Annotated in this window: 17 protein-coding genes; 6 read left to right on the top strand and 11 right to left on the bottom strand. The window is 44.5% G+C overall.

What is annotated here, in order from left to right:
• Window position 1: 1 nt before the first annotated feature.
• The gene (locus tag JNK13_00270; protein ID MBL7661163.1) at window positions 2-742 is read right to left on the bottom strand and encodes a hypothetical protein; all 741 of its coding nucleotides are present in this window, start codon (window positions 740-742) and stop codon (window positions 2-4) included.
• A 476-nt stretch (window positions 743-1,218) separates the two neighbouring features.
• On the opposite strand from JNK13_00270, the gene JNK13_00265 reads away from it, so the two are divergent.
• Together JNK13_00265 and JNK13_00260 are read left to right on the top strand one after the other, a co-directional pair.
• Complete coding sequence (locus JNK13_00265; GenBank protein MBL7661162.1) at window positions 1,219-2,307, top strand: ABC transporter substrate-binding protein; 1,089 nt, start codon at window positions 1,219-1,221, stop codon at window positions 2,305-2,307.
• Window positions 2,308-2,336: 29 nt separating this feature from the next.
• Window positions 2,337-2,747: a sulfite exporter TauE/SafE family protein gene (locus JNK13_00260; protein ID MBL7661161.1), complete on the top strand. Its 411-nt coding sequence runs from the start codon at window positions 2,337-2,339 to the stop codon at window positions 2,745-2,747.
• A gap of 40 nt (window positions 2,748-2,787) precedes the next feature.
• Here JNK13_00260 and JNK13_00255 read toward each other — a convergent pair whose 3' ends face one another.
• Together JNK13_00255 and JNK13_00250 are read right to left on the bottom strand one after the other, a co-directional pair.
• Window positions 2,788-3,315, bottom strand: coding sequence for a hypothetical protein (locus JNK13_00255; GenBank protein ID MBL7661160.1), 528 nt, complete (start codon window positions 3,313-3,315; stop codon window positions 2,788-2,790).
• Window positions 3,316-3,404: 89 nt separating this feature from the next.
• A complete protein-coding gene (locus JNK13_00250; GenBank protein ID MBL7661159.1) occupies window positions 3,405-4,619 on the bottom strand; it encodes an MFS transporter in 1,215 nt (404 codons plus the stop codon).
• Window positions 4,620-4,832: 213 nt separating this feature from the next.
• Between JNK13_00250 and JNK13_00245 the strand changes: the two genes are divergently transcribed.
• The 3 genes from JNK13_00245 to JNK13_00235 all read left to right on the top strand — a co-directional run bounded on the left by JNK13_00245 (window position 4,833) and on the right by JNK13_00235 (window position 8,624).
• Window positions 4,833-5,585 (top strand): hypothetical protein, encoded by a 753-nt coding sequence (locus JNK13_00245; protein MBL7661158.1) that lies wholly within the window; start codon window positions 4,833-4,835, stop codon window positions 5,583-5,585.
• Between the two features lie 946 nt (window positions 5,586-6,531).
• Window positions 6,532-7,362: a hypothetical protein gene (locus JNK13_00240; protein ID MBL7661157.1), complete on the top strand. Its 831-nt coding sequence runs from the start codon at window positions 6,532-6,534 to the stop codon at window positions 7,360-7,362.
• A gap of 458 nt (window positions 7,363-7,820) precedes the next feature.
• Window positions 7,821-8,624 (top strand): hypothetical protein, encoded by an 804-nt coding sequence (locus JNK13_00235; protein ID MBL7661156.1) that lies wholly within the window; start codon window positions 7,821-7,823, stop codon window positions 8,622-8,624.
• A gap of 70 nt (window positions 8,625-8,694) precedes the next feature.
• Here JNK13_00235 and JNK13_00230 read toward each other — a convergent pair whose 3' ends face one another.
• Window positions 8,695-9,783 carry an ATP-binding protein gene (locus JNK13_00230; protein MBL7661155.1) on the bottom strand — a complete coding sequence of 363 codons (1,089 nt, stop codon included), beginning with the start codon at window positions 9,781-9,783 and terminating at the stop codon, window positions 8,695-8,697.
• Between the two features lie 374 nt (window positions 9,784-10,157).
• Here JNK13_00230 and JNK13_00225 point away from each other — a divergent pair, with 374 nt between their 5' ends.
• A complete protein-coding gene (locus tag JNK13_00225; GenBank protein ID MBL7661154.1) occupies window positions 10,158-10,703 on the top strand; it encodes a hypothetical protein in 546 nt (181 codons plus the stop codon).
• 118 nt (window positions 10,704-10,821) lie between these two features.
• Here the strand turns inward: JNK13_00225 and JNK13_00220 are convergent, their stop codons facing one another.
• The 7 genes from JNK13_00220 to JNK13_00190 all read right to left on the bottom strand — a co-directional run bounded on the left by JNK13_00220 (window position 10,822) and on the right by JNK13_00190 (window position 17,076).
• Complete coding sequence (locus JNK13_00220) at window positions 10,822-11,196, bottom strand: hypothetical protein (GenBank protein MBL7661153.1); 375 nt, start codon at window positions 11,194-11,196, stop codon at window positions 10,822-10,824.
• An 85-nt stretch (window positions 11,197-11,281) separates the two neighbouring features.
• The gene (locus JNK13_00215) at window positions 11,282-12,481 is read right to left on the bottom strand and encodes an aspartate aminotransferase family protein (GenBank protein MBL7661152.1); all 1,200 of its coding nucleotides are present in this window, start codon (window positions 12,479-12,481) and stop codon (window positions 11,282-11,284) included.
• 126 nt (window positions 12,482-12,607) lie between these two features.
• Window positions 12,608-13,501, bottom strand: a complete 894-nt coding sequence (argB, locus tag JNK13_00210; GenBank protein ID MBL7661151.1) for an acetylglutamate kinase — start codon at window positions 13,499-13,501, stop codon at window positions 12,608-12,610.
• Window positions 13,498-14,496 (bottom strand): N-acetylornithine carbamoyltransferase, encoded by a 999-nt coding sequence (locus JNK13_00205; protein MBL7661150.1) that lies wholly within the window; start codon window positions 14,494-14,496, stop codon window positions 13,498-13,500. Before JNK13_00205 ends, argB begins: the two co-directional genes overlap by 4 nt.
• 7 nt (window positions 14,497-14,503) lie before the next feature.
• Window positions 14,504-15,568, bottom strand: coding sequence for an N-acetyl-gamma-glutamyl-phosphate reductase (locus tag JNK13_00200; protein MBL7661149.1), 1,065 nt, complete (start codon window positions 15,566-15,568; stop codon window positions 14,504-14,506).
• Entirely contained in the window at window positions 15,558-16,613 is a 1,056-nt protein-coding gene (locus tag JNK13_00195) for a hypothetical protein (GenBank protein ID MBL7661148.1), read from the bottom strand. Before JNK13_00195 ends, JNK13_00200 begins: the two co-directional genes overlap by 11 nt.
• A 19-nt stretch (window positions 16,614-16,632) precedes the next feature.
• A complete protein-coding gene (locus JNK13_00190) occupies window positions 16,633-17,076 on the bottom strand; it encodes an arginine repressor (protein MBL7661147.1) in 444 nt (147 codons plus the stop codon).
• Window positions 17,077-17,294 lie beyond the last annotated feature (218 nt).

The following is a 17,294-nucleotide window of genomic DNA, read 5'->3' as shown; positions in this document are numbered from 1 at the left end:
GCTAGATTCGCTCCCAAAGGATTTTAAAATATTCACTTTGCATCTGAATAATACTTTTGTTTTCTATGACTAAAGCAAAAAGTGGGGGAATCAGTTGATGAATCACAACTTTTTGTGGCGTCACTACAAGATTTGTTCTTAACGTGGTTCCTTTCGGCAGAAGCTTAATTTTTACATTAAGTTCTCGCTCCCGTTTTTGGTATGCGCAGGAAGTAGCATTGTTAACTAACAGTAACCGAATATTGACATCTAGTCGGCCGCGTCGTCTAGAAAAATCCTCAAAGAACTTTGGGTCATGCTTGAGCCATTGAGCTTGGTCGGAGATTACAAAATAATCATTCCCCGGACGGACATCTTTGATTAATCCTTCATAGACACCTTTGATCGATTCCAATCCTTGATAATATTTTATTAGACTTTCACCGCCATGTAGACTTTGCAGCGCTGAGAGCTCAGGCAGGATTTCTTGCAAACTTTCCTGGCGATGTTTTAAAAGTTCAATTAACTTGTCGGGGTCTTCAGCAGTATAACGTTTACGCGCACCACCAACTTCTTGGCTGATTAATCCCTTTTGGATTAGACCTTCTAATAATGAATAGACTGTTGTGCGCTTAATCTCTGATTCACGAGCAAGTTGTAACACTGTGGCGCGATTCAGAGTAAGAGTTGCTAAATATAATTTAGCCTCCTCTTCGCGCAGGCCAAATTCGCTTAAGCTTTTGATAATCTGTTTTTTGTTCATTCTCAGCAAAAAGTGTCGAATTTTCCGACAACATTATTACCCAGTAGTTATAGAATATTAATCGCATAACTCAGCATAACTGTCGACAAATATGACAGTTTTTAGGGAATCTGCGATCCTCGGCCTGCTTGAAAAGCGTAGCGGAGAACAAAACTTGTCATCTTGAGCGGAAGGTTTAACGAGCAGATGCGAGTTAAACCCGAAGTCGAAAGCTCTCCAGCCTATGCGGCAAAAACCTACTCTGGCTGACAAGCCAAGAAGCAGTTGTATTTATTTGGGGATCTTTCGATTCGTTGCAAATTCATTTCATTCATTTGCAACTCACTCAAGATGACAAGGTTATTGTTGAGACCGCTAGCAGGTCAGTGATGACAGGAAAACCTGTCATCCTGAGCCAATTGACGAGCTATTGATGGCGAGGAAAGTAGTCGAATGGATCTCCAAATGACAACTTTTAGCATTTTAGAGGAACTAATATGAGACTTAGAAGTTTTAAGTTCGCACTCACAGTATTAATCGCTATTTTGATCAGCCAAGCTACTTGGGCAGAGCCGACTCAATCAGCGTCGAATAATCTCCGACCATTCAAAGTCGGTATGATTCTCACGCTGAGCGGCCCCGGTGCCGATTACGGCATTGCGATTCGCAATGCCGTCGAGCTTGCACGCAAGGACAATCCAGAAAAATTCTCGCAAATTAATTTTATCTATGAAAACGCCGAACTAAGCCCGGCAGCGGCGATTACGACTTTTAATAAATTAGTTGAGCGAGACCAAGTTGACTTAATTTTTACCTGGGGAGTTGCCTTCTGTAAGGCCATTGCACCACTTGCGGAAGCTCGAAAAATATATACCGTCGGGGAGTGCGTAGATGAGGAGTCATCGCGTGGTAAAAAATACTTTATGCGCTTTATGAATTCCTCACGCGATTTCATGGAGACTCAGATAGCAGCCCTTGAAGATCGTAAGATTCGTCAGATCCAAGTGATCCTCAGCGATAACCCTTATCTAGAAATACTCTCTGAATCCTTAAGTCGAGTTGCTGCAGCACGAACTCAGATGGTTGTGTCAGTAGAGCGGGTTTCTGCCGCAGAGAATGATTTTCGCAGCTTAATTCTAAAAATCCAACAACGACAAGCTGATATCGTTGGTGTGTTTTTAGCGCATGGGCAGATTAGTCAATTTTATATTCAGCGCCGACAACTGCAAGCAACGTTTGATACTTTTGGCACAAACTACTTTGACAGTCAGAGCGAAATACTTGTTGCGCAGGGAACGATGGATGCGGCACATTTTGTAAGCATTGAAATTAAACCAGAATTTATCGAGCGCTATCAAAAGCAATACGGCAATCTTAGTCAAATCGGTTTCGCGGCTATCGCTTATGAGTTTGCTAACGTTATAGCCCAAGCGAATGCTGCTGGTCAGACCTTAGTTGAGTTCTTTAGGAGCGAGAGAGACTTTGCGGGTATCAGCACGTCAGAGTTTAGATTTGTTGATACACCTGAGGAAGGACCGCACATTAAATTTAAGCTTGCGGAAAAATTTATTCCTGCCCAATCTTAGTATCCTGGGCATCTTACAAGAGGAACACTATGTTTGCTTACGTAATACTTGGACTTGTTACTGGTGCTTTTGCTGGAATTTTTGGCCTCGGTGGTGGGGTGATTTTAATTCCAGCATTAATCGCGATTTTCGGAATCAACCCACACTTAGCGATGGGCACGTCACTGGCTGTAATTATTCCCACTGCCGTGTCAGGCGTAATCCGTCAATTTCAGTATAATAATGTCGACCTTAAGCTTGCAGTGTATATCATGATTGGGTCTGTGGTAGGTGCATGGATTGGTGCAACTATTAGTAATCAGCTATCAGTTGCAGTGCTGAAAAAAGCCTTTGGAGTAATGCTAATTTTGATCGGCGTTGACTTGCTTGCCGGATGGACAGAGGGGGTCAAGGCTGCAAGTGCAGCAGTTGATTCACAACGCGGAACAACCAATAGCTGATTTAAATCCACAGCTACTGGTTGCTGTATTAATCAACGACTTAATAATTAGCAGGAGTTCCATTTGTCGTCGTTGAACCTGACCCTAAATATTCACTTAAGACAGCATCGAGTTCAGCGTTGATATCTGCCGCATTTGCCAAGCGATCGACAATGCTTTGTTCGACTTCAACGACTTCGCACTTTGAAGGTGTGCCTGGAGCTTGGGCTTCGGTTGTTGCAGATTTGTCTTTGTATGGACAAGCTGCAGCACATAAATCAATCATTTGATCGCAGCAGCCTTCTTTAAACTGACCATTAACTGTGCGTCCGTTGCAGCAGGCATTTTTGTCGACCCAACTTTGACATTGTTTTTTGCAACGTTGATTGGCGTTTTCCCTGAATCCTGGAGGGCGTCGAATGTCGCCGTAAAAGCAACGATCGAAACACTGTAAATCGACTTTCCCTGTCCAGCAATCGACTTCTGATGGCCCCTTGCATCCACAGCCTTTCCATTCTGCAAAGCTTTGTTTGCTGAGTGAAAATACGGCAATAAAAGACAAAATAACTATAACAATTTTCCTTGTCATAAACTGCAACTCCGAATTTGTTAATTAATACGGTGGCACCGCTAAACTGCTAGTTACAATAGCCCAAACTTGTTGAGTATAAAATCTATTTATTCTTCAATAAAATCCAAGTCCTTACCGTAAGTTTCTTCAAGAAACTGTAGAGCGATAAAGGCAATTAGAATCGAAGCAAAACCAACGATCAGAGCGCTATCAAAGGGCGAAAAATAGGATTTTAAATCTTTGAAGCAAAGCGTGGAGAGAATTGCACTCCCGCGCACCATATTTGGAATCGAAGTCGCTGCAGTGGCGCGCAGGTTCGTGCCGAATTGCTCTGCTGCGCTAGTTAATAATACAGCCCAGTTTGCAGAAAGTAGGCCTAAACAAGTGCAATAGATATAGATTGTAGCAGTTGAGCGCGGCGGTGCTAGCCATAGAATTAATAATCCAACCGTTAGGCCAAGTAGCGATAAAAGCGAAGCGCGACGGCGGCTTTTAAGAATTTGGCTTAGAGCGCCAAAAAGGAAATCGCCAATTGTTATTCCAATATAGCAAAATACTATTCCTGTCCCTGCCGAGACAGCCCCAGTGATATTTAGTCCTTTTGAAATTTCTGGCGAAAAAGTTACAAAAATATAAACCACGAACATAATTGGGAACCCAAGCAAAATGCAAAGTAGATAACGCTTGACTCTGTCCCAGGTGGAAAAAAGCATCAGGATACTACCCCGTTTGACTTGAGACTTTGATTTAATTGCTTTAAATGCCTCGGATTCTGAAACGCTCACGCGCGCAACGAGAAGCAATAGGCCCAGCACTCCGCCAATAAAATAGCAAACTCTCCAGGAGACAACTTGCGCTAGTAATCCAGCGACAATTGCCCCGGCAACACCAACTGCAGTAACGAGAGTTGTGCCCCAGCCACGGTCTTCTTTGGAAAGTAATTCTGAGACTAGAGTAATGCCTGCGCCGAGCTCTCCAGCTAAACCGAGCCCAGCGATAAAGCGTAGTAGGGCATAAGTTTCGACGTTCTGTACAAAGGCGCAGGCGATATTAGCTATCGAGTAAAGAAAGATTGACCCAAATAAAATCGAAAGCCTGCCAAACTTATCGCCGAGAATTCCCCAGATGATGCCACCGAAAATTAATCCGCCGAGTTGAAGATTGAGAATGTGAATGCCTTGTTCGAGAATTTGCGCGTCGTTTAGTCCGAGCTCTTTTAAACTCGGAACTCTTAAAATGCTAAAAAGTAGCAGGTCGAATACATCGACAAAGTATCCAAGTGCGGCGACAACTACTGCTGCTGAAAATAACTCTTTACGCATACGACTCCTCAAAACTTGCTACAGACCTTGAGATTTAGTTTTAGGCTTGAACTTGACCTTAACCTTTTCTCTTAAAAGCTTTCCAAATCTAAGCCCCGATGTATTAAGCCCAGCTGAATTCTATCAGGCACGTTAAAAATGTCAATATTTCTTGATGACATTTTTTAAAAACCCGACTATACTGTTAAAAAATGTTAATTTTATCCGGTAATCATGAGTATTATTGATTCCTTGTCGCATTTCGATCTCACCAAGCACGAAGCTCAGGTTTACACGGAGCTTTTAAAGCTTGGCCCGACAAATGCTGGCCCAGTGATTGCCAGCACGGGATTACATCGCCAATTCGTCTATGCAGCCTTGGAAAAATTGCACCAGCGAAAGCTTGTTCACTGGGTAATTAAGCGCGGTAAAAAATTATTTCAAGCCGCTAATCCTGAAACCCTAAAAGAGCTTCACGAAGCTAAGGGCCGGGAACTACTCCAACTGCTGCCGCAGCTTTCTGCATTGCAATCAAGCTCTCCGGACCGTCTCGACGTAAAAGTTTTATATGGACGCGAAGAGTTTTTCCGCAATTTGGAGCTGACGCTTCGCACGGCAAGTAAGACTGATAAAATCGTTCGCATTATTGGGGGTGCTGCTGATGTGCTCTTTTATGAGGCAATTGGCAGTCGCTATGAAGACTATCGCAAGCTTGGACTTAAATTAAAGGTTAGAAAATATTTAATCGCTCCTGAGTCCACTTCAGATGTGCACAAGGAGAAATTGGCAAAGGATCAGCTTAATATTTTAAAAACAATGAAAACCGGTCTTTCTTCGCCAAGCTTTACCCGCATTGCTGGAGATTTAACGACAATTGAGATCTACGGGGCTGATGTGATGGTGGTGCAGATTTTTAATGCGGCAGTTGCTAAGGGTTTTCGAGAGCACTTTGAAATGCTTTGGCAGCAAGCAAGGTGCTATCAATAAAATTCTAGCCGTTCTGCAAGAATGGCCCTATAACAGTGAAACATTATGTATACACGGCAATAAAACACGCTAAAAAGATAGCTTATATAACTACACGATTATATTAGAGTATTTATAAAACAAATAATAAACATCTAATATTTCACTCATATTCCACTTGTCTGTGTCGACAAGAATTGATACACAGCCGTTCGCTCAATAGAGAGTTTATTCTTGGTTGAGCTGCTTCACGACACGTCTGTACGTCGGATTTTGTCATCAAGACTTCGATTTTTGTGTGAACTTCTGTGCACACAAAATAAATCGAAACGGATCTTCAAAAAATTTCCAGAACAAATAAGTCTGGAATGTGCGCGTGTGATTTTAGGGTGTGAAGCAAATAACAATTGAATACGGGTAGAAGGGGATTAGTTACCGCTATTTTGGGTCGGGCTTCTGTGAAGTCTATTCTGATTAGTGGTGGCTAAAGCAATTTAAGGTTTTAAAAGTCCTTATTAGGTTCGATCTTGGCCAATTTCTTCCTCGCGGGAGATTTTTTCTCCGCCTCGTTTATTACAATACAGTCGGCATCGTAAAAATTCCCGCTCGTCGAACTTGGCACAACCTCAAATCTAATAAGGGCTTTTAAGTATATTCACATGTATGGAAATGGGAAACGGTATGATCGAGTCATTGCGAGGAGGCGTTAGCCGACGAAGCAATCTCTCCTAACCATTTTTTGATTCTTTTTATCAGTTCAGTGAACAGATTGCCGCAGTCGACCAAATGTATTTGGTCTCCTTCGCAATCACAGCAAGACTACGCAAAGTTGCCTAGAGGGAATTAATTATTCTTTTTGGGCAGCTTTGTGAGAATCAATTTGGGGTTTCCCCAGGTTGGCTTGCTGCTGAAAAAAAGGAAGCGTAATGGGGCTAGTTCTCAGTACCCCACGCACAAACACACATCAATGAACAGATACGCAACTGCTATCACTCAAGCCGGCAAGTTCGGCCTTTCGTCGTTCGCGATCCTCGCCGCCGCTGCGCTTCGTCCGATCTTCGGCAAGCCCGGTGCTTCGAATCCGATGAGCATCGAGATGATTCCGGTAAACATCCCGGTCGTTTCGAGCAGCGCCATCACGGCGCAGAAGAGCAACGGCAAGACCGAGCTTTTCATCAACGGTCAGCCGAAGCAGCTGAAAGATGGCGGAGAACTCCCCGAGTTCGTCTACGACTTGCTGAACGATGAGGACGGCAAGGTCGGTCAGGTGTTGCTCGTTGCGGAGCGAACTTCGGTGCAGAGCAAAGAAGTCAGCTACGCGCTTGTCTTCGAGCTCCATGATCCGAAGTTTGGCACCCAGGACGCGCCAGCCGTTGCTCTTACGGAGCAAGAGTACATGCTCATGGCGACCCAGTGTCGCAAGGGCGATTCGGTAACGATGAAAGGCGTTCAGCTCCAGATCTCGGCTCACCTCAATGGCGAGACGGCCGAAGTTCCGGTGACAGCGTTCTTCCTGAAGCTCACGGATGTGCGTGGCGAGGAAGGCGAGGCAGGTTATCTGCCTTTGTTCTACGCTCAGCACCCGATGACGGCCGCTCAGCTCGAGCAATCCGAGGTCCTTCAGGCGATCGCTCCCAAGCTGGCCGAAGCCACCGGCCTCAAGCCGGAGAACTTAATCCTCGCTGGAGACAAGCGATACGTCGCTCCGGAGCTCGTTGCCCGCTACGGACTTGGCTGGATTTACAGCCTCGTCCAGGACGGCAAGCTCGAAACCCCGCGCGAACTTCAGCTCGCCTAACAGCAGCTCGACAAGCGCAAACAGCTGACGACCCTCGGCCTGGTAACAGTGATCGAGGGCGTCGGCCTGGATTCATACATTCATACCTCTTCGTGACTGATTAAGTCTCGAGAGCAATGTTTTTGGTTTGGGGAGCACTTTCCTTTTGGAATGCTTCGGATGGTTTGATTGCTTTAGCTCCCCACCTTTAAATCTATTTTCAACTAAATCTCAATATCGGTAGAAGAATTCTTAATTGCCACTCACGACAGTGCCCTTATGCGCTGTGATCAGTGGTAGCTAAGGCAATAAAGTTTTATCTAAGGTTGTAAGTCCCTGAGTTATTGTTTTGCTTGAAATTTGAAGCAAAGTTGTCTTGAGGTGGTGCCAACCATTTTAAGACAGCTTTGCTCGGCCGAGCACTGCTCTGAAATCTCGGAGGACATTCGGCGGATTCGTCTGCCTAACTCAGAACAAAAATGACAAGACCAATACTCACAACGACATGCTTTGTCGGCTTTTCGTCATCACTCCCTCTAACTGCTTCTGCGTTACAGGCTTTTGCCCAGCGCACGGGCGCAGAAGAATCGCACGTCGGGATTGCTTATCTCTCTCAACCTCTGGTTGATTCATGTGTTGCCTATAAACTTAGTGGCAATAGCCTCGAATTTACTTTCGACCCCAGGGTCCATCCTCAGTCCAGGTTTGTGAAAGACTTGCCGCTTTGGACGGAAGGCATTTTAGCAGGAGATGCCTTGGGGCTTGTGATGTTGCGCATGGATTACAAACGTGGGGCGCCAAATCGACATGCCGCAGCTATAAGAATCCTGCGTTACCGCGAAGGATATGGCTACGAAGTGGCGGAGATCTCAATCCCGGAATCGGCATTTGAGTTTTTGAAACGCAGTCGTGTGGGCAGCAACCTTACGGCCAAGCGTTACTCGTTTAAATGCAGCGCTCTCGGAAAGCAGATTCATGGTGAAGTCTTGGCAGTGCCGTTAACTGGCAAGGTCGAAACCTCTGCAGCAAGCGCAGAAATGCAATATGCGCTCTTTGTTAACCTGCAATTAACCGAGGAGCTGCGAAAGGTGCTTCCAGAAGAAGTTGACGAGTTACGTGAACTCCTCGCCAGGCAAATTGGTGAAGTGCTGGACTTAAGCGCCCATTTCATTCACCTGACAACGGATCCGAAAGGTCGTGAAATTCGCGTCATTGCTCAAGGCGGACTGGCAAACTATTCAAGCGATCATTTGGAAGGTGATCCGCAGAAGTTGTCAGCGTAAATTGACTTGCTGGGGGAGTGACTGCGTTTGTAAAATTCCAAGGTTTAGCAATTGCCTTAGCTCCCCACCTTTATTTTTTAGTTAATCCAAGTTCACTTAACCCCATTTGCCACGGCAAGGCTTCAACTTTCCCAAAGCGTTTTGCTGCGGAGTCAAGGCTTAAAAGGAGTAAACGACTTTTTGGAAAAACATCTTTGAATCGATCTAGGCTACGCGTGTCAATGGCATTGATCTGATCCTTAGACTTAATCTCAATTAATATTGGCGGCTCGTTTTTTCGTTCCAAGATCAAATCAATTTCTGCGTCATCTTTTGTGCGTAGATATGAAAGCACGTAATTTCTTCGAAAATAATAGTTGAGACGATGGATTTCGTTAATTAAAAATGTTTCAAACAAGCGACCATACTCGTATGTTTGCGGTGAAACGTCAGCGTTGATGTTATTGTCTAAGGCTCTTTTAACGCCAGTATCAAATAGATAAAATTTGGGAGCTTGAGATTGCTGCTTCCTCACAGATTTTTCTGAAGCTTCAAGCAGCATTCCTGTATGCGTTTCTTCAAGAATGCTAAAATACGTCTTTACTGTATTTGGGTCTACGCCAACATCGCGTGCAATTGAACTAAAATTAATAATTTGACTATTCATTTGTGCGGCAATCTGGAGGAATTTCCTGAAGGGTGTAAGGTTACGCACTAATTGCTCCGCAACAATTTCTTCTTTCAGATAGGTGTGAACATAGCTTTCAAGAAATAAAGATTTTTCCTCAATTGTTTGTAAGCTAAAAACTTTCGGTAAGCTGCCAAACGATAGTACACGATCGAGATTGAATTGCTCTCCAAGTTCAACGTGGGTTAAGGGGAATAAATTGTAGACGAATGCGCGTCCAGCTAAAAGGTTTGCCCCGCCACGGCGGAGTTTTCTAGAGCTTGATCCAGTCAAAGCAAAGTTAATTAGTTTTTCTTCGATTAACTTATGCACGACGTTTAGCAACCTCGGGACGCGTTGGATTTCGTCAATTAATATCCACTTGATACTGCCTGGAAGTTGGTTAGCGCGGTTGATGAGCAGATCTGGATTTGTATCGTATTGATAAAATTCCCTGTCACTGAGTAGGTCGATTGTATGCAGCTCGTCTTTTGTAAAACGTCGATTAATCAACGTAGTTTTGCCGACTCCTCTAGCACCAAATAGGAAAAAACTGTTAGAATTCAATATCTTAATAGCTCTGCCGAACATACTCCTGAATTATACGATAAATTAGGAGTATAGTCTAGTAGAATATTTTATGCAGATTTCACTGCTATAGTTGAAAGTTTGATCTGCTTTAACTTGATTGGTTGTTAAGTCAGCACTTAGTTTTACTCTGATCTTGGTTTTAGCTGTGTGCCTGTGATAGATTAGCCCGCCTGACATTGGATTGTTCTGTCTACATTTGTCATTTGTTCTTTTAAATCATTGATTATCAAGTATTTTTTGAACTTAGGCTTCTTCGTGAGTGCCCGGATCGCTATCATGGCATTCTCACTTGCGGAATGGTTGCTGCTAGCAATTTCCACGCGCAAAACCCACTCTTCGGCATGGGTAAAGTTATCGAGTCAATTAAGGCTGGACATCCTGGTCTGATTGAACTTCTGCCGTTCTGTCTCCATGTTGGGCTTTGGGATCCGCATGTGGAGTTTGATGATGGGTCAAAAAAATCAAAAGGCACTTTCGTCAAATATCCCTGGCCTAATCCAGATGAAAAGACCGTCATTGAACGATTTGGGCACTGTAGACTTAAGTGCAAGGAACGACACGATCTTGCGGCTCTAACCCTAGCGCTGTTGCTATTGGGAAGCACTCCAAAGATTCAAGGATGTTTGCAAGTGTTGATCAAAGAAACTGGCGGGGTTGAGGGGCTTGCAGGGAAAATCAAGGACTTTGTTCAAACTCAGCTTGAAGATCCGGCGTTGCATCTCATCCCTGAACGGGTAGTGGCGCGACTGGCTGTTACTTGGCCGGTTGAGTCTAGTTTACAAAAAACGGATGTCTATCGTCTGGTTACTCTGGTTCGAGGCTATTTGAAGAACGAAGTCTAGGCCACGGCATAGTAAGTCCCTCCGTGGCCTAGGCACAAAATCGCCCGGGGCTTGCCAAATCAAAGGTTACACAATGATTGCAGCAAGCCCTATTAACTCTAGGACCAACTCTAGACAGTTATTCTGAATTTTTACTAACCTTGAAAGTCGTAGGCTTACCAGAATCGTCATAGGCAGTTTTTCCGCCATCAAGCGAATAGCCGATTCTGTCGCCATCATTGTCAAAATAATTAACGTAACCGTTTGGTTTTGCCACTGCATAGCCGGTAACAATACCCAGCAAGTTTTTAATATTTATGCGATTGGGATTATCTTTACTGTTTGCAAAAGTATCAGGTGAATTGGCGATATTAAACTTGGAGTTTTCGTAATTAAAAGGAGAATTACCCCAATTATCAACAGACGCCTCCCAAGGGATTTGGTCTTCAGCTGCCGCAAGTAGCGGGAATAATGTCAATAAAATAAAAAAAGTAATTTTGTTCTTAGTTGACATGGTCATCCTATCAATTCGAGCCTTAAGATCTAGCCAGAAATATAACGGACTGAAATATAGTCAAGTAACACAAAAACTACAATCGCTAATTTGTAAGCCCTGCAAACAAAGGTCTTAATTTGGCAATTGCTTCATCAACGCCAGCTTTAGTTAAAATTAAAGGCGGCACAAAACGCAAAGTACGCTCACTAGCAGCATTTAAAACAACTCCAGCTTCAAGCGCCTGTGCGAAAATCTCTTTGGCTTTAGGTTTCCTCATGTCGGCCCCAAGCATTAACCCGCGATGCCTGATTTCACTAAAAATATTAAGCTCGGCCTGAATTTTTTCTAACTCTGCAGCTAAGTAATCACCGGTTACTCGCGCGTTCTCGATTAAGTTACTTTTTTCGATAATCTCAAGCGTTGCAACTCCAGCCGCACAAGCCAAGGCGTTACCACCGAAAGTGGATCCATGGTCACCAGGTTGAATATGCGCGGCGACATCCTCGCTCATGGTGCAGGCTCCGATTGGCACTCCACCAGCAAGACCTTTTGCCATGGTGATTAAATCAGGTTTAATTCCTGAATGCTGAAAGCCAAACCACTTCCCAGTGCGCCCAATCCCAGATTGAATTTCATCAACGATCAAAAGAATCTTTCTTTCAGTGCAAAGCTTACGCAGTCCTTGCAGGCATTGGTCAGGGAGAGGATGAATGCCCGATTCACCTTGCACCGGCTCGACAATTACTGCACAAACACTAGCATCTAGTTCTTGGTCCATCCTCGCACTATCATGCGGGTCAAGTTCAAAAAAACCAGGGACAAGCGGAGCAAAAGCATCTTGATAGGCTTTTTTATGTGTTGCCGAAAGCGCGCCAAAGGTCCTGCCATGAAAGCCTTTTTTAAAACTTCCAATTCTAAAGCAGTTTTCGCCCTTGGTTTCTTTGCCCCATTTACGGGCAAATTTAAATGCGGCTTCGTTGGCCTCGGCACCAGAGTTACAGAAAAAAGATCGATTGAGACCTGTGATTTTGGCGAGTTTTTTAGCCAGTAGCGCAAGCGCTTCAGTATAAAAGAAATTGGAGATGTGGCTTAGTTTTTTGAATTGATCAGTGACGCGGGCTGTGTATTCAGGGTGATCATAGCCCAGAGTGTTTACGGCAATGCCCGCCAAAAGGTCGAGATATTTCTTCCCAGTTAGGTCATATAAATAAGAACCTTCACCATGCGAAAAAACTATTTTTGAACGACGGGCGTTATTGACATGATAAGTGTCGTTGAGTTGGATAATTTGTTCTGTTGTCATATTGTGATTTACGGACCCATTGATTCTTCGGCTTGAACTTGAACATTTCCTTATTCTTTTTCTGCCATGGATCAGGAAAAGGTAAAGTCGAAGTTCATGCCGAAGCCTAAATTAATAACTGCTAGGTTACTCCTTCGTAATCATCGTCCCTGCGCCTTCATTCGTGAAAGCTTCGTGTAAAATACTGTCTTCCGAAAACCCGCTGACAATGTGCACACGATTTACGCCACGCTCCAGCGCCCAGAGCGCCGTCTCAAGCTTTGGTAACATACCTTCGCTGATTAATCCCTTGCTGCGCATTGATTCAATTTCTTTTTGGGTCAAGACAGAATGTAATGTTGCCGGGTTATTAATGTCGTCAAAAACCCCATCGACTGTAGTAGTATAGATTAACTTCTCTGCACCAAGTGCTACAGCAATATAGGCAGCAATTGTATCAGCGTTAATATTTAATGCTTCGCCTTCTCGAGTCGCTCCCAAGGAGGCAATCACCGGAACAAGACCGTCACTAATTAAATTCTTAAGCAATGTCGTATTAACGCTATCAATCTCGCCAACATGTCCGAAATCAACAGTTTCTGTGCCTTGATCGGTTTTGACACTAACTGGTCCGCGACGATGCGCGACAATTAAGTCTGCATCAATCCCACTTAAGCCTACTGCACTTAAGCCAATCTTACGTGCTGTAAGAAGAATGTTCGTGTTCAGCGTCCCTAAGAAGGACATTTTTAAGACTTCTAGTGCCACACTTGAAGTAATCCGCCGCCCGTTGACAAATTCTGTCTTGATACCGAGCGACTCTGCAAGCTTAGTAGAATGTTTGCCACCGCCGTGAACAAGCACGACGTTAATTCCAAGCTGCTGCAGCAAGGTGATCTGCTCGATGATATCATGAATTGCGCGCTCTGACTCACAAAGGTCGCCGCCCATTTTAACAACAAATGTTTTGCCCTTAAATGCTTTGATGTAAGGAATCGCTGTTGATAATGCACTTAAGTCTTTTCTAATTAATGGCGTCATTGCTTAAAAATTGCCTCCATAATAGCAGTTTGCGCCCAATAGCGATTTTCTGCCTGATCAATAATAATTGAATTTTTCGAATCAATTACCGCATCCGTGACTTTTAGATTTCTTCTAAGCGGTAGGCAATGCATAAAAAGCGTTTGCGGATTGAGATCTCCAAGCTCGAGCCTCCAGGAGCGGTGTTCTGCTAGTGAGAGCTTCTGATCGTCGGGTTTGCCGTAGAAAATTGAGGCCCCCCAGCTTTTTCCGTAGACAACATCAGCTTGGAGAGTTTGGGATTTATCATTACTCACCGAAAGCGAACCTCCAGTTTGCTCCACACGCTGGTTAGCCAGAGCCAGATAGTCAGCTGCCAGCTCATAACCTTGCGGAGCGACAATTGTGATGTCCATGCCATGATTTGCTGCAGCTAGTAGGGCAGAGTGGGGAACAGCCATGGGTAGTCCACGTAAATGTGGCAGCCATCTTAAGACGAATTTCTTGCCCTTGGGTCCACCTGTATTTTTAAATTTCTCCGCTAAGGTTTGCATATCGGCAAGCGCTTGGCAGGGGTGTTCTGCTGCAGACTCGAGATTAACTATAGGCTTTTCGCTATACATACAGAACGCTGAAATGACAGGCTCACTCAGGTCATCAACTAAGCTTTCTAATTTGGCGAAACTCCTCACACCCAGTGCATCAACATAGCGGCTTAATACTCGGACTGCTTCTTTGAGATGCTCTGCTTTATCAGCGTCCATGAGAATTCCTTCGCGATGCTCAAAGTTCCAAGTATCTTGTCCAGGAGTAAGTGTCATGGCGTGGCCACCATGGCGAAACATCAAGGCTTCAAAGGAAGAGCGAGTGCGCAGCGAACTATTGAAAAACATCATGCCTAAGATTTTTCCACGCAGGGAATCAACCTCTGACCCCGCCTTGATTTCTATGGCACGTGCGACTAAGGCTTGCAGTGCGTTAGCGGAGTGATCTTTAAAGCTAATCCAGTTTTGCATCGCGCCTTTAACTTAAATTAAGGGCTGGAGTCCAAAGCCCGGTTGTTTGATCTAGTCCACACATCAAATTCATATTCTGAATTGCCTGTCCGACCATGCCTTTAACTAAATTATCAATTGCTACGGCGATTAAAAGCTGTTTGCCGCGGACTTCAATTGCAAGGTCACAAAAATTTGATCCGACAACGTTTTGAATTTCCGGGGAAGAGTTACGGATTCTTACAAACGGTGCAGTAGCGTAAAATTCTTGAAAAGCATTGACGATTTTAGTTTTTTCTACGGCGTGCTTTAACTCAGCATGAGCAGTGACAAAAATGCCGCGTGCAATTGGCAGTCTTTGCGCGAGGAAACTAAACGAAGTGTCTACTGAGAGCTTAATATTTTCTACAATCTCTGGCTCGTGCTGATGATCAAAAGCCTTATAGTATGAAAAATTGTCGTGCCGTTGCGGGTGATGGGTTGTTTCAGAAAGAGTTTTCCCGGCCCCAGATGATCCCGTTTTTGCATCGACTGCGACAGCTATTAACTCCGACCCTAAAGTTTTGCTTAGCGGTGCTAAAGCTAAAATGCTTGCAGTGGCAAGGCAGCCTGGATTGGAAAGAAGCGTTGCCGCTTTAATTTGCTCACAGTGAATTTCAGTCAGCCCGAAAACTGCTTCTTTGCGAAGCGTCGTCAAGGCCTCAGAGTGTGGATAATATTGTCGATGCAGCGTCTCGTCTTTGAGCCGTAAATCGCCAGAGAGATCAATAACTTTTATACCCTGCTTTGCGACTAGTCGATGCAGCCCTTCGATAGCTTTGCCTGAAGGGCCATGTGGCAAGGCTGAAATTATTATTTTATGTTTAAAATTAGCTAATTTATCGGCGTTAAAATCCTCTTCCAGCTTGAGGTTATAAAAACCCTTTAAATGGGGGTGCACCTCGTCAATTGCTTTCCCTGGGTTAGAAGTGGTGTGGACGGAAACGACTTGAGCGTTAGGGTGCTGAGTGATTAGGCGTAAAAACTCACCGCCACCGAATCCAGTAACTCCTAAAATTGCTATGCCGATTTTTTCTTGATGATTAGCAGCCATGGTTTTTAACTAAATTCAAAATAAATTCTCCCAATTCCTTACCGTTATTGCGCGCGTTAATGGCAGGGATACCTAATTCCTTTTCGATATAGCCTGTGCCGGCTGCATTATCCGTTGTCGGGCCGCTAAAGAGATCGATTTTGCGCTTGTAAGTATCGTTCATAATTGCTGCCGCACCCCAGGCAGCGACGGGGTCATTTGCGCACATGATCAGGGCGGCAACACGGTTAATCAGCTCTTGACTACCGAGAATTCCTTGCACACCGTACTGGCCTAAAATTCCATCGCCAAGCTCGACCACGATCGCGTCTAGACCTTTTTCAGACAGCGAGCCGATTACAGCCAGAGCTGCTGGAAGCGAAGTCTTCTCGTCGGTTGTGACAACGCCTGCGTCCATAAAAGATTGAATCGCATCAGCGCCGTAGTCGAGCATGTTGAGCGTATCACGCATCAATGAAACGCCTGTAACTTTGCAGGCTCCGACTTTTAGTCCTGCACTGGAAAGGGCACGAATGATTTGACAGGTGGCAAAAGTTTTTCCCGCCTGCATGCAAGTTCCGGCGACAAAAACTAAAGGTGTTTTAGGATAACTCGCCAGGCTTGTGACTTGGGGTAGAGCATTCATGCTGGTTTGTGCAGGAATACCTTGGCGGCTTTGGAAATCTGGGAAGATTAAAACCGATCCTAAAACTTCAAATTCAAAGGGCTTGCCGTATTCTGGGTTAATTGAAGTGCATTGCCCGATCACGCCGCCTAAGTTTAAGACATTCAGTCTGTCGCCTACTTTGACCGAGTCGGGCACGACTCCTGAATATCCATGCAGTGCATTGCGATGACCAAGTGCGCCAACTAGAATATCTCCTTCTTGTAGGGTGACCATCCGGCCTTGGCAGTTTTCAACTTGATTGTAGACGCTTTTCTGTCCGTGCAAGCGTCCGGCGATGATTTGACCTTCGACTGCTAGGATTTCTGAGGCAAGCCGCAATTCACGTGTCAACGCAACGTTTTTAGTAACAGAAGCAATTTTATCAGCAATAATTCTCATGATTTTTCCTAGAAGGTAATTAAAAAATGCGATCGAGCTTTTCTAAGGCTTGGATCACATGCGCCTGGCCGCGTTTGGTTTTAGTGGCTACGAAAATTGTATCATCACCGGCAATTGTACCGACCACTTCGTTTAGGTCTTTCTCATCAAGTCTTGCGGCGACAACATTTGCAGCGCCGGGAGTTGTTTTTACGACAAGCAGATTTCCACCTGCTGGATCAATATTTTTTATGAGCCCCTGGAGCGCTGCGCTATTTGCATCACCAGTAAATCGTAAAGTTGAGGTGTATCTACCGCCAACTTTAACGACTCCAAGCTCACGAAAGTCCCGACTTATACTTGACTGGGTGACTTCAAAACCCTCAGACTCAAGGGCAGACGCTACGTCGTCTTGCGTAGTATAAGGCTTTGACTTAAGAATCTTAACCAAAGCGCGCTGCCGTTTAATGCGTTCATCTAGCATAATTGCATAATTTATACATTTATGCGCATAATTATGCAAGCTGGTTTTTATAGTTTTTTATTGAGCTAGACTGAACTAGCGATTACTACGCGACGACGAAATATTAGGATCTCGGGCTTAGGCTTGCACTGCTCCTTATACTTTATCTTTTTCAATTCAAGGTGAAAATAAGAAGAAGTATAAGTTCGAGCCTAAGCAAAAGACTGAATTGTATGGAT

It is taken from the genome of bacterium (assembly GCA_016786595.1).
In the GTDB taxonomy this organism is placed as follows: Bacteria; Bdellovibrionota_C; UBA2361; order SZUA-149; family JAEUWB01; genus JAEUWB01.
This window is presented reverse-complemented; position numbering and strand designations above follow the sequence as displayed.